Here is a 13,851-nt window from a genome sequence, read left to right as displayed (position 1 = left end):
TTTTATCATAATTAAAATAAAAAATTTAAAACTAAATTATAATATTTTTTTTTAAAAAATAATATAATAAACTACAAATAGCATCATTATTTTATTTACATTTACTTTACAATAAATTACTGCAATTTTTGTAAATAATTAAATTTATTTTAATTTAATTGTGAAACCAAAAACTTAGAAAATATAATTGATGTATATAAAATATTTTCAGTATCGATATAATTTAATTTTAAAAATTATTTTTTTGAAATTTTTAATCAAAATTAAAGCATTTTTATTTTATTTAAAAACATTCTATTATGAAAATTATCTTTGAAGAGATAGTAAATAAACATCCCTTGAACTATTATTGTCAGAAGCTGCCAAGTTTGTTAAAAACAAATGAAAATATAAAAAATTCTAAAAAAATTTTTTCTTTTTTATACAATTTTTCAGGAAAAATTATTTTTTTTATAACAAAACAAGAATGTTTGATGACAGTTTTAAAAATTTTAAATTTAAAAAATATTTACCCTAAAAACATAACAAATATTTATGATGTTAATGATAAAAGTAATTTTTTTTACATTATAGGAAATTTGCATAAAAATTTTATAGATGTTAAAAAAAATTTTTTATTTATCTCTACAAAAGAAATAATTAAAACTACTAATAGTATAAATATTAAACCTATTAAAAACAAATTTTTATACCAATTAAAAATTAATGATCTTATTATACATGTTCAGCATGGAATTGGAAGATATCAAGGATTAACTACAATAAAAACAGCTAGTTATGAGTCTGAATATTTAGTGATTTTATATGCAGAAGAAAATAAGTTGTATGTGCCTATTTCATATTTACATTTAATTTTTCCATATTCTGAAAATTCATCAAAAAATGTTATTTTACATAAATTAGGTGGTGATAAATGGGATAAAGAAAAAAATAAAATTAGTCAAAATTTATATGATCATGCCGCAATTTTATTAAATATTTATGCGAATAGACTATCCAAAAAAGGTTTTTCGTTTAAAAAAAATGAAAAACAATATAATCTTTTTTGTCAAGATTGTTTTTTTCAAATCACCTTAGATCAAAGAAACGCTATAAATTCTGTATTAAATGATATGAACAAATCTATTCCTATGGACAGATTAATTTGTGGTGATGTAGGTTTTGGAAAAACAGAGGTTGCAATGAGAGCTGCTTTTATATGTATATCAAATAAAAAACAAGTTATTGTTTTAGTTCCAACAACATTATTAGCAGAACAACATTTTAATAATTTTTCAAAAAGATTTTCTAATTGGTCTATAAATATAGATATATTATCTAGGTTTCGAAGTATAAAAGAAAAGAAAAAAATTTTAAAAAATATTAGTATTGGTAAAATTAATATATTGATAGGTACTCATAAAATTTTGTTCGAAAATATTGAATGGTATAATCCTGGTTTATTAATTATTGATGAAGAACACCGATTTGGTGTAATTCATAAAGAAATAATTAAAAAAATATATTCTCATATTGACATATTAACTTTAACAGCAACTCCAATCCCTCGTACATTAAATATGGCAATGCATGGAATAAAAGACTTATCTATTATATCTAATCCTCCAAAAGAAAGAAAAAAAATAAAAACTTTTATAGAAGAATATAGTCCGGTTTTAATAAAAAAAGCAATTTCCCAAGAAATATCTAGAGGCGGACAAGTATATTATATATATAATCAAATTCAAGGAATTGATAATGTAGTTATAAAATTGTTAAATGTAGTTCCTCATGCCAAAATTAAAATTGTTCATGGAAAAATGAACTATATTGAATTAAAGCAAATAATGAATGAATTTCATCACAACTATTTTAATGTATTAGTTTGCACTACTGTTATAGAAAGTGGTATTGATATACCTAAAGCAAATACCATTATTATTGAAAACGCAGATCATTTTGGTTTATCTCAGTTACATCAACTTAGAGGTAGAATTGGACGCGCTAACAATCAAGGATATGCTTTTTTATTTGTTAAAAATTTTAAAAAAATTACATTAGATGCTCAAAAAAGATTAGAAGCGATTGCTATAACAAATAACTTTGGAGGAGGATTTAATTTATCTAATAGAGACTTAGAAATTAGAGGAATAGGTGAATTGCTTGGAAAAGAACAAAGTGGTCATATTGATTGCATAGGGATTGATTTATATATGAAATTATTACATAAAACTATTAAAATTTATAAAAATGGAGAAAAAAAAATATTATTAGAGAATTTAATCAAAAAATCATACATTGAACTATATATTCCTGCTTTATTGCCCAAAAATTACATCTTTGATGTAAATCAACGATTATTTTTTTATGAAAAAATTGAAAATGCTAAAAGCGAAAAAGAAATTGAAACAATATCTTTAGAGCTTCTTAATCAATTTGGAAAGCTACCGACATCTGCTAAAAATTTAATTTTAATTGCAAAGATCAAATTACTCACAAAAAAAATTGGTATTTCACATATTAAATCTAATAAAAATATAGGAATTATAAAGTTTAATAAAAAAAATTCAATTAATATGGAATATTTACTTTCACTTTTTAAAAATGAACCTAATCTTTGGAAAATGATTGATTCTACAAAATTAAAATTTTTTCATAGTTTTGAAAGCGATTCTATACGTGTAAATTGGATTATAAATTTATTAAAAAATTTAAAAACATTAAACAATTGAAATTAATTAAAAAATAAAATTTCATTTTTATAACAGGAACTATATGAAACAAATTGTTTATATTGCTAACTCAACCAGTCAAACTATAGAAGCATGGGATTTATATCCAGACGGAAAAATGGAATTAATTCAAACAATTAACACTGATGGAAATGTGCAACCAATTAATTATATTAAGGATAAAAATTTATTATATGTCGGAATTCGTCCTAAAAATCGTATAATTGTATATACTATCAAAAAAGATGGTTATTTAGAAAAAAAAAATGAAAGTTGTATTCCAGGAAGTCCTAATTATATTTCTTTTAGTCCTAAAAAAAACCTTTTATTTTGTAGTTCATACCATACTAATTCTCTCAGTGTTATTCCATTAAATCAATATGGAATTCCTAAAGATCCAATTCAAATTATTTATGATATTAATGGATGCCATGCAGCATTAATGAATATAAAATATAATATATTATTTGTAACTGCGTTAAAAGAAGACTGTATCTATTTATATAATTTGACACAACATGGAATATTAAAACATACAAAACAAAAATTTATTCAAACTAAATTGAACTCAGGACCACGTCATATTAGTTTTCATCCTAATGAAGATTTTATTTATACTATCAATGAGCTTAATGGTACTATAGATGTTTGGAAAATCTATATAAGAAAAAATATATTTAAAGTGGAAAATATACAAAACACTTCAATTATAGAAAATAATATTATTTTTCATCAATATTGGTCTGCTGATATTCATTTAACATCATGCGGTAATTTTTTATATGTTTCTGATAGAATGTTAAATAGTCTTTCACTATTTCGTATAAATAAAAATAATGGTACTATTTCCTTTGTGAAAATTTACTATATAGAACAGCAGCCGCGCACGTTCTGTATTGATTTTTATGATAAATATATAATTGTAGCAAGTCAGAAATCTAATAATTTTTCTATATATAGTATCAATCAAAAAACAGGATATTTAACAAAATTAAATACATACTCTACAGGTATAGAACCTCTATGGATACTGACTTATACAATTTAAACTTTTTAAAAAAATAAAATGTTTTCATCTAAGGATTTTTGAATAACATAAATAAGTTTTTTTAAATTTTCTATGCTTATAATATAAGGAGGCACAATATAAATTAATTTCTTAAAAGGTCTTATCCAAACACCATTTTTTACAAAAAATTTTTGCATTAATTTTAAATTAATGTGTTGTTTGCATTCAACTACACCTATGGCTCCTAAGACACGAACATCAATGACTCTTGGGTGTTCAATTAACGGCAATAAACTGTTCAACAGCTCTTTTTCAATATTAATAACTTGTTTTTTCCATTCGTTTGTTTCTAATATTTTTATATTAGCATGAGCTACAGAACATGCTAGTGCGTTACCCATATAAGTTGGCCCATGCATAAAACAACCAATATTACTTCTACTAATAGTATTAGCAATATTACGCGAAGTTAAAGTCGCAGCTAATGTTATTGTGCCACCAGTCATAGCTTTTCCTAAGCATAATATATCAGGAACAACATTAGCATGTTGAAAGGCAAAAAATTTTCCAGTCCGACCGAATCCTGTAGCAATTTCATCAAAAACTAATGGAATTGAATAATATTTACATAATTCTTCAACTTTTTTTAAAAATATAGAATGATAAAATTTCATTCCACCCACACCTTGTACTATAGGTTCTAATATTACACCGGCTATATTTAATTGATTTTTTTCTATTATTGTTTGAAATGATATAATATCATTAGCATCCCATTCTTGATTAAAATTAGAAGTTGGAGCTTTTGCGAACAAATTTTTTGGTAAGAAATTTTTATATATTTTATGTATAGAATTTTCTGGATCAGAAATAGACATAGCAGCAAAAGTATCGCCATGATAAGAATTTCGAATAGTTAATATTTTTGTTCTGTTTTGACCTAAAGATGTCCAATATTGAATCAACATTTTTATTGCTACTTCAATAGATACTGATCCAGAATCTGAAAGAAAAATACAATCTAATTTTTCTGGAGTTAATTTAATTAATTTCCTACAAAGTAAAATAGCTGAAGGATGCGTGATCCCTCCAAACATAACATGTGATATCTTTTTTATTTGCTTCTTTAAAGATTTATTTAGTATAGGATGATTATATCCATGTATAGCAGACCACCATGAAGACATTCCATCTATTATGTTCTTTCCATTTTTTAATTTTAAATATACTCCTTTACCTGATATAACAGAATAACAAGGAAGAGGATTTATAATAGAAGAATATGGATGCCAAATATGTTTATAATCAAACAATATATCAGATTGACTCATTATGATTTATGTATAAAATATTGAATACCTTATTATAAGCATTTAATTTAAAAAATCATATTTTTTTGGAGATGACATGAAAAAAAAATGGAATCTAGAAGATACAAAATCATTGTTTGAAAAACCTTTTTTTGATCTTGTTTTTGAAGCTCAAAAAAAACATCGTGAAAATTTCAATCCCAATAAAATACAAATCAGTACATTATTATCTATTAAAACCGGCTCGTGCCCAGAAGACTGCAAATATTGCCCGCAAAGTGCTAGGTATAAAACAGGATTAAAGAAACAATCATTATTAGAATTGAAGCAAATTTTAAAATCTGCAAAAAATGCTAAAGATTCAGGTTCAACTCGATTTTGTATGGGTGCAGCATGGAAAAATCCTAATGAAAAAGATATGCCGTATTTAGAAAAAATTATTAAAGAAGTAAAAAAAATGGGCATGGAAACTTGTATGACCTTAGGTAGTATTAACAACACTCAAGCAAAAAGATTATCAAATGCCGGATTAGATTTTTATAACCATAATTTAGATACATCTGAAAATTTTTATAAAAATGTTATTACAACAAGAACATATAAAGAACGTTTAACAACTTTAAAAGTAGTTCGTGATGCTGGAATGAAAGTATGCTCTGGAGGTATTATTGGTCTTGGAGAAAAAATACAAGATCGAATGGAATTATTAATGCAGTTATCAAATCTTCCTAAACAACCTGAAAGTGTTCCAATAAATATGTTAGTTAAAATAAAAGGTACTCCAATGGAGAACAATTTAGATGTAGAACCATTTGATTTTATTAGAGTTATAGCAGCTACTCGTATTATGTTGCCTAGGTCTTATATTCGATTATCAGCGGGTCGAAAAGATATGAATGATCAAACACAAGCTATGTGTTTTATGGCTGGAGCAAATTCTATTTTTTATGGATGTAAATTATTAACTTCTGATAATCCCGAGAAAGAAAATGATTTAAAGCTTTTTAAAAAATTAAATTTATTCCCTAATTATAATCAAAAAGATCAAACAAAAGAAAAAAACTTTAATTTAAAAAATATCAAATTAAATAAAGAGAAATATTATAACGCCGGAGCTTAAAGATAAAAAAATTTTTTGTTTTTAAATTTGAAATAAAAGATAATTAATTAAGTAACTAACCATGATATTCTTGTATTTATTATTTAAATACATAGAATAAACTGGTTTGAGTTACGCTAATTTAAATTTATGCGTTTTTTACAATATTTTATTGGTTTACTTTGAAATATATTATTTCCTAATCAAAATATAAAACAGTTATGATAAAAAAATTTTTTGTTACTGGTACTGATACAAACATCGGAAAAAGCACTATAAGTGGAATTTTATTAAAAAAAGCAAGTAATTTTGGTTATGTAACAGCAGGTTATAAACCAATATCTTCTGGGGCAAAAAAGTATAAAGATATAACTTTTAAGACTAACGAAAAAAAATATGAATTTATTAATGAGGATAGTTATATTTTAAAAAAAAGCAGTTCTATTTATTTAACTTATAAAGAAATTAATCCAATTTCATTTGTTGAAAGCGCCCCACCTAATATACTAAGTTTAATAAATAAAAGAAAAATAAAAAAAGAACATTTATCTCTAGGTTTAAAAAAAATTTCTTTAAAATCTAATTGGATTTTAATTGAAGGTGCTGGTGGATGGTACACTCCTATATCAAACAAATATACTTTTTCGGACTGGGTACAAGAAGAAAAATTAACAGTTATTTTAGTTGTAGGAATAAAATTAGGATGTATTAACCATGCTATTTTGACTGAAAAATCTATTCTTTCAGATAATTTGATATGTTCAGGATGGATTGCCAATAATGTTTTTCCAGAAAATAAATACACTTCATATTATATCCAAACTTTGTTAAGTTATATTAAATCGCCGTTATTAGGGATAGTGCCTTATTTAAAAAATATAAATAACATAGACGTAAATAAAATTAAAATTAAATTACCTGAATGAAATATATTGCTAGCAAAATTAATATTATCTTTAACAAAGATGGATATATTTATAAGAATTTATATATACACAGGATATTTAGAGCATATTTCTAAGACTTTATTTTTAATTTTCAAAATATTTTTGGTGTTTTGAATATCGTTTAAAATACTTGTAATCCATAAACTAACTTGTAACATTTCTGATTCTTTAAAACCTCTTCTTGTAGCAGCAGGTGTTCCAATACGTATTCCTGAGGTAATAAAAGGACTTCTAATATCATTAGGAATAGTATTTTTATTCACAGTAATGTTAGCTTTTCCTAAAGCAATATCAGCATCTTTACCTGTAATTTTTTTATTTGTGAGATTTATTAAAAATAAATGATTATAAGTATTTCCTGAAATAATTTCATATCCTTCTTTTAAGAATGTTTTAACCATAATTTTAGCATTTTTTAAAATTTGTTCTTGATATATTTTAAAATTCGGATCTAAAGCTTCTTTAAAAGCTACCGCTTTTCCTGCAATCACATGCATGAGTGGTCCACCTTGTCCACCCGGAAAAACAGATAAATCTAATCGGTTATAAAACGTATTATTTCCGTTTTTAGCTAGAATAAGCCCCCCTCGAGGTCCTGCTAATGTTTTGTGTGTAGTACTTGTGACAACATGCGCATAATCTATTGGACTTGGATAAAGTTCTGTAGCAATCAATCCCGCAACATGAGATATATCCACAACTAAATAGGCATCTATTTCATCTGAAATATTACGCATTTTAGACCAATCACAAATACCAGAATATGCAGAAAAACCACCAATGATCATTTTCGGTCGATGTTTTTTAGCTAAATCATATATTTCTTCATAATTAATTTCTCCGTTTAGATCTACTCCATAGGTAATTGAATTATACAATTTCCCTGAAAAATTTACAGAAGAACCATGTGTTAAATGCCCCCCATGAGACAATTTCAGACCTAAAATTACATCTCCAGGTTTTAAAAGAGCTGTATAAACCGCAAAATTAGCTTGAGAACCTGAATGAGGCTGAACATTTGCATAATCAGCGTTAAATAATTTTTTTGCGCGATCAATAGCTAATTGTTCTATAATATCTACATGTTCACAGCCACCATAGTATCGCTTTCCTGGATAACCTTCCGCATATTTATTAGTTAACTGAGATCCTTGAGCATGCATTACATAAGTACTAGCATAATTTTCTGATGCAATTAATTCTATATGATTCTCTTGTCTTTCTTTTTCTTTTAACATAGCTATCCATAGCTCTGGATCATATTTATTAAATTCTATCTTTTTATTAAACATTTTTTTCCTGAAATAAAAATTAAAATAAATTTTTTAAAAGTTAATTTTCTCTTGAAAGATGCTTCTTAAAAATACTATTAATTTTTAGTATTAATTCACTTTTAAAAAGATAAGATTCTTTTTTTGTTTCTAACTCTTTTATTAAATAACATTTCTTCTTAATTTCATTCGCACCTATTAAAATTACAATACGAGATGATAATTCAACAGCGTGCTTAATTTTTTTTGAAAGACTAAAATTCGAAAAACTCATAAATATGTTTAGCTTAGGATATATATCTCTCATTTCTTCTGATAAACTGATAGCGTGATTTTTATTTTCCTCTCCTAAAAAAATAATATAAATATTAATTTTTTCTCTTTTTCTAGAAAGAACATTTTTCGATCTCATTAATAAAATTAAACGCTCAATTCCTATAGCAAATCCTATTGCTGGTTTTTTTACACCACCTAATTCTTCAACTAAAGCATCATATCTTCCACCTGCACAAATAGTATCTTTTGATCCTATTACATTACTTTTCCATTCAAATACTGTATCAGTGTAATAATCTAAACCTCTTATTAAATTTGGATTATATTTATATTTAATACCATGTGTCTTCATTATATGACATAAATTATTAAATCGGTTTAATGATTTGTCATTAATAAAATTATTTAATGACGGAGCTTTTTTTAATATACGTTGAACATTTAAATTTTTGGAATCTAGAATACGGAATGGATTAGAATATAAACGTCTTTTAGATTCTTCGTCTAAAAAAGATTTATATTTTTCGAGAAAAAAAACTAATTCTTTTTGATATTTAATTCGATCTAATTGCAAGCCAATTGAATTTATTTCTAATGTTAAGTCAAAATTAATACCTAAAATTTTCCATAAACGATTTGTCAATAAAATTACTTCTAAATCAACATCTATTTCGCTTAATCCGAAAACTTCTACACCTAATTGATAGAATTGACGATATCGTCCTTTTTGAGGACGTTCATATCTAAACATTGGTCCTAAATACCAAAATTTTAATTTTTTTTTATATAATAAATTATTTTGTATTATAGCTCGTACACAACCTACAGTTCCTTCAGGCCTCAAAGTTAAACTATTGCCTTTTTTATCGTAAAACGAATACATTTCTTTTTCTATAATATCTGTAACATTTCCAATAGCTCTTTGAAAAATTTCTGTTTTTTCTAATATAGGAAGTTTGATTTCTTCAAAAGAGTAACTGTTTAAAACCTGTTTAAAATTTTTTTCTAATTTGTTCCAAATCTCTAAATCTTCAGAAAAATAATCATGCATTCCTCTAATTGAACTAATTTTTTTATTCACTCTGATCTCTTATTTATAAATATACTTATAAATTGTTAATAATTAGTTATCATTTTTATTTTTTAATTCACTTGATTTTTTACGAATATAGATTTCTAGTTCTCGCACTATATCTTTGTTATTTAGCTTGTTTTTTTGACGTATACCGTCTTGATATAACCCGCTTTTTTTATATCCTCCAGTCACTCCTAGGTTTGCCATTTTAGCTTCACCTAATCCATTTACAACGCACCCGATGATAGAAACGTCCATAGACGTTTCAATATCTTCTAGTTTTTTTTCTAAATCTTTTACTACTTTAATAACATCGAATTCTTGCCTTGAACAAGTAGGGCAAGCAATAAAATTAATGCCTCTAAACCTAATTCCTAAAACTTTTAAAATATCATAACCTACTTTCACTTCTTCAATAGGATGAGCAGCTAAAGACACTCTTAAAGTATCTCCAATTCCTTCAGATAACAAGGAAGCAATTCCAATAGATGACTTTACTGTGCCATTACGTATACTTCCAGATTCTGTTATACCGATGTGTATAGGTTGTGTAATTTTTTTTGCTAATATTTTATTTGCTTTAACAGCAGAAAAAACATCAGATGCTTTTACACTAACTTTAAATTGATGAAAATTTAAACTATCAAAATGTTCTATACTTCTTATAGCAGACTCTACTAAAGCTTCTGGTAAAGGAGATTTATATTTTTTTAATATATCATGTTCTAATGACCCAGAATTAATTCCTATTCTAATTGGAATATTATTATCTTTAGCACAACTTACTATTTCATTAATTTTTCTTTTTTTGCCAATATTTCCAGGATTAATTCTTAAACAATCCGCGCCATATTGTATAGATTTTATAGCTAATCTATAATCAAAGTGTATATCTGCTATAAGTGGAATATTTGTTTTTTTTTTAATTATTTTAAATGCTTCCGCCGCTTCTTTTGTTGGAATAGAAATCCTTATAATATCAACTCCTACTCTTTTTAATTGATCAATTTGATTAATTGTATCTTGGATGTCTGTGGTTTTCGTATTTGTCATAGATTGTACAGAAATAGGCGCATTATTTCCAATAGGAACATTTCCTACATAAATACGATTAGATTTTCTTCTATTAATAGCTTTATATTTATTCATTATATTGTAATATGTTGTTAAGATTAGAATAAATATCTAATTTTAAATTTTTAATTATGTCAATTTTATAGTAAATAAAACTAATATATAATATTGTTCGAAATTTATAAATGATTTTTACGATAATTAATTATATTTCCTGTTAACTGACCACAAGCAGCATCAATATCTTTCCCTCTATTTTTACGAATTGTTGTATTAAATCCTTTTTTTCTTAAAATATTTGCAAAAGTATGAATACTATTCTCAGTACTAGATATAAAATTTGAATTTTTGAAAGAATTCCAAGGAATAAGATTTATTTTACTAGGTATTTTTTTTAAAATATAAGCTAACTCCTCAGCATTTTTAATAGAATCATTAATATTTTTAAGCATCACATATTCTATAGTAACCCCATTTCGATTGGCATTAGAATTCTTTAAATATCTAGATACCGCACTTAAAAGAGATTCGATATTATATATTTTATTAATCGGCATAATAAGATTTCTAATATTATCATTAGAAGCATGTAAAGAGATTGCTAGATTAATATCAATGTTTTTATTTAATCGATCTATTGCTGGGACAATTCCTGCAGTAGACAAAGTAATACGGCGTTTAGATAATCCAAAACCATTTGTATTTAAAATAATTTTTAATGCCGTAATAATGTTATTTAAATTTAATAATGGTTCGCCCATTCCCATAAATACTATATTAGTTATATGTGTATTTTTTAATTTTTTTTTAGCTTGTAAAATTTGAGAAATAATTTCAGATACTTTTAAATTTCTATTAAATCCTTGCTTTCCTGTGGCACAAAAATCACATTTTAAAGGGCAACCAATTTGTGATGAAATACAAAGAGTAGAACGTTTTTTTTCCGGTATATAAACTGTTTCTATTTTTTGATTATTTAAAGATGTAATCCATTTTATTGTACCATCAGAAGATACTTTTTCTTCTGAAAAATTTGATATTTTTATACAAGAGTTCTGGTATAGCTTTTTTTTAATATTTTTACTAATATTTGACATTTTATCAAAATCATAACAATTATGACTGTAAATCCATTTTATAATTTGTTCAGCAGTAAAATTTTTTGCCCCAATAGACGCAAGAAACAATTGAATATTTTTAAAATCTAGATCTAGTAAATTTACTTGAGAATCTAAAATATTTAAATTAATTTTTTTATCCATGTAAAACACCTTAATTAAAGATAATAATTTTATCTATCAAATAAGTATAAAAATTATATTAAAAAATTTGATTAATATTAAATTTTTTTAAAATTATGAATTGATTTAAAAAATTAAAAACATTAAATATGTATATAAATTATGATATTATTATTTAATGAAAAATAAATAAATTATTTTTAATTAGGAGAATTTAATGCATCCCATGTTAAATATCGCAATTCGTGCAATTCGGAAAGGAGGAAATATTATTATACAAAATTACGATACTCAAAAATTTATTAAAGACGATTATGAAAAAAAACAATATTTTATTAAGCAAGTGATGAATAAAACATATCAAGTTATTAGTGAGATTATTTATAAATATTATCCAAGTCATATTATTATTAAAAAAAACACGAACTACATGTCAAATGATAAAAAAATTTTATGGATTATAAATGAATTGGATGGTAAAAAAAATTTCATTAAAAATTTCCCACATTTTTGTATATCAATAGCAGTAATAATAAAAAAAAACACAGAAATATCAGTAATATATGATCCTATAAAAAATGATTTATTTACTTCTGTTAGGGGTCAAGGATCGCAATTAAACGGATATCGTACTCGTTGTACTAATGTGAACACTTTAAGTGATGTGATAATATCAACGCATTTAAAATATCAAAAAATACAGTCTAAATCATATTTAGAGGTACATAAAGAACTTGTTTTATCTGGTATTTCGTTTAGATGTACTGGTTCAGTTTTACTTGATTTAGCATATGTATCCTCTGGAAAAATAGATTGTTTAATTGTTAATTATAATTTATTAAATTCTGTTAATTTTATTGCAGGACAGTTACAAGCAAGAGAATCTGGATGTTTAACGAATAGTCTTCAAGAAAAAAATATCGATGGCGTTTTAAGTTTAACTAGTAGCCCTAAGTTTATTAAATCAATTGCTGAAAAAATACGAAAATATTATATATTAAAAATATAATTTTTTAATTATGATATATTTAAGATGAATCATTAATTTTTAATTAAAACGCTGATCAATCTGAAAATTTATTTTCTTTTTCGAGGTAACATACTACGATTTTTTTCGTTTATTAAAATAAATCACAAATTTTTTACTTTTTCACTTATTTTAAGAATATCAAATAAATAATATAGTTTCTTAGATAATAAATATTTAAATTAAGTTAATTTTTTTACAAGAGTAATTTTTTTTGATTCAGAAAATATAAATAACAGAAAAAATTATGTACTTTTTCTTTTAGAAACCATGTATTAAATTTAATCTATAATATATCTTTAAATAAAATAAAATCTAATTTATCTACTAATATTATAATATTAGACAAAATTTTTTATATTTTACATGTTTTATAAAAAAATTTTAGATAAAAAAATGAGACTATCCAATTTTATTTTCTGAGAATAACAAATCACATATTTAAGATGATTACTAAAAATATAAATTGTTGAATTTTTATTAATTATAATACTATATGTTTTAATTTTTTTAGCGATATGTTTTTATTAAATTTGAATTATTTTAATACAATTTAATTAACAGTATTTTTTATAATACTCTTTTGCATTTTCAATTATGCCCTAAACTACTTAAAAATGTATTTTTCATACTGTTTTATCGTTGTTTTTTATTAAGATTACAGAAATTAATATGTATTGAAATAGCTGTGTTTTTTAATACTATTTTTTTAGAAATTGCTTTATTTTTTAAAATTTTTTATTTTTGATACTTATAAATGTGAAATATTTGTTTATTGCTATATCTGTACGAGTCTTAAATCTTCTAATTT

Annotated in this window: 10 protein-coding genes; 5 read left to right on the top strand and 5 right to left on the bottom strand. The window is 24.1% G+C overall.

The genetic code is table 11. The features are described 5' to 3' along the window. Positions 1 to 299: 299 nt before the first annotated feature. Positions 300 to 2,711 (top strand): transcription-repair coupling factor, encoded by a 2,412-nt coding sequence (gene mfd, locus HU701_RS01685; RefSeq protein WP_178919175.1) that lies wholly within the window; start codon positions 300 to 302, stop codon positions 2,709 to 2,711. A gap of 43 nt (positions 2,712 to 2,754) precedes the next feature. Then, on the top strand, positions 2,755 to 3,759 hold the full coding sequence (locus HU701_RS01680) for a beta-propeller fold lactonase family protein (RefSeq protein WP_158346347.1): 1,005 nt from the start codon (positions 2,755 to 2,757) through the stop codon (positions 3,757 to 3,759). A 5-nt stretch (positions 3,760 to 3,764) separates the two neighbouring features. Here the strand turns inward: HU701_RS01680 and bioA are convergent, their stop codons facing one another. Continuing rightward, complete coding sequence (gene bioA, locus HU701_RS01675; protein ID WP_178919173.1) at positions 3,765 to 5,051, bottom strand: adenosylmethionine--8-amino-7-oxononanoate transaminase; 1,287 nt, start codon at positions 5,049 to 5,051, stop codon at positions 3,765 to 3,767. A gap of 76 nt (positions 5,052 to 5,127) precedes the next feature. On the opposite strand from bioA, the gene bioB reads away from it, so the two are divergent. Further along, positions 5,128 to 6,150 (top strand): biotin synthase BioB, encoded by a 1,023-nt coding sequence (bioB, locus tag HU701_RS01670; protein ID WP_158346343.1) that lies wholly within the window; start codon positions 5,128 to 5,130, stop codon positions 6,148 to 6,150. A gap of 200 nt (positions 6,151 to 6,350) precedes the next feature. Next, positions 6,351 to 7,055 (top strand): dethiobiotin synthase, encoded by a 705-nt coding sequence (gene bioD, locus HU701_RS01665; protein ID WP_158346341.1) that lies wholly within the window; start codon positions 6,351 to 6,353, stop codon positions 7,053 to 7,055. A gap of 59 nt (positions 7,056 to 7,114) precedes the next feature. Here bioD and glyA read toward each other — a convergent pair whose 3' ends face one another. From glyA to rlmN, 4 genes are all read right to left on the bottom strand, one after another. Next, a complete protein-coding gene (gene glyA / locus HU701_RS01660; protein ID WP_158346339.1) occupies positions 7,115 to 8,368 on the bottom strand; it encodes a serine hydroxymethyltransferase in 1,254 nt (417 codons plus the stop codon). A gap of 40 nt (positions 8,369 to 8,408) precedes the next feature. Then, positions 8,409 to 9,704 (bottom strand): histidine--tRNA ligase, encoded by a 1,296-nt coding sequence (gene hisS / locus HU701_RS01655; RefSeq protein WP_158346337.1) that lies wholly within the window; start codon positions 9,702 to 9,704, stop codon positions 8,409 to 8,411. Positions 9,705 to 9,746: 42 nt separating this feature from the next. Further along, on the bottom strand, positions 9,747 to 10,850 hold the full coding sequence (gene ispG, locus HU701_RS01650; protein ID WP_178919499.1) for a flavodoxin-dependent (E)-4-hydroxy-3-methylbut-2-enyl-diphosphate synthase: 1,104 nt from the start codon (positions 10,848 to 10,850) through the stop codon (positions 9,747 to 9,749). 101 nt (positions 10,851 to 10,951) lie between these two features. After that, positions 10,952 to 12,034, bottom strand: coding sequence for a 23S rRNA (adenine(2503)-C(2))-methyltransferase RlmN (gene rlmN / locus HU701_RS01645; RefSeq protein ID WP_178919170.1), 1,083 nt, complete (start codon positions 12,032 to 12,034; stop codon positions 10,952 to 10,954). Between the two features lie 196 nt (positions 12,035 to 12,230). On the opposite strand from rlmN, the gene HU701_RS01640 reads away from it, so the two are divergent. Next, positions 12,231 to 13,022, top strand: coding sequence for an inositol monophosphatase family protein (locus HU701_RS01640; protein ID WP_158346331.1), 792 nt, complete (start codon positions 12,231 to 12,233; stop codon positions 13,020 to 13,022). Positions 13,023 to 13,851: the final 829 nt, after the last annotated feature.

It is taken from the genome of Buchnera aphidicola (Aphis gossypii), assembly GCF_013394915.1.
GTDB classification, from domain to species: Bacteria; Pseudomonadota; Gammaproteobacteria; order Enterobacterales; family Enterobacteriaceae; genus Buchnera; species Buchnera aphidicola_AZ.
The sequence above is the reverse complement of the archived record's forward strand: the minus strand, read 5'-3'. Positions and strand labels throughout refer to the sequence as shown.

Bases quoted from the DNA above. Each gene is read 5' to 3' on its own strand.
- bioA (WP_178919173.1), bottom strand. From the start codon at position 5,051: ATGAGTCAATCTGATATATTGTTTGATTATAAACATATTTGGCATCCA.
- HU701_RS01680 (WP_158346347.1), top strand. From the start codon at position 2,755: ATGAAACAAATTGTTTATATTGCTAACTCAACCAGTCAAACTATAGAA.
- bioD (WP_158346341.1), top strand. From the start codon at position 6,351: ATGATAAAAAAATTTTTTGTTACTGGTACTGATACAAACATCGGAAAA.
- bioB (WP_158346343.1), top strand. From the start codon at position 5,128: ATGAAAAAAAAATGGAATCTAGAAGATACAAAATCATTGTTTGAAAAA.
- rlmN (WP_178919170.1), bottom strand. From the start codon at position 12,034: ATGGATAAAAAAATTAATTTAAATATTTTAGATTCTCAAGTAAATTTA.
- mfd (WP_178919175.1), top strand. From the start codon at position 300: ATGAAAATTATCTTTGAAGAGATAGTAAATAAACATCCCTTGAACTAT.
- glyA (WP_158346339.1), bottom strand. From the start codon at position 8,368: ATGTTTAATAAAAAGATAGAATTTAATAAATATGATCCAGAGCTATGG.
- HU701_RS01640 (WP_158346331.1), top strand. From the start codon at position 12,231: ATGCATCCCATGTTAAATATCGCAATTCGTGCAATTCGGAAAGGAGGA.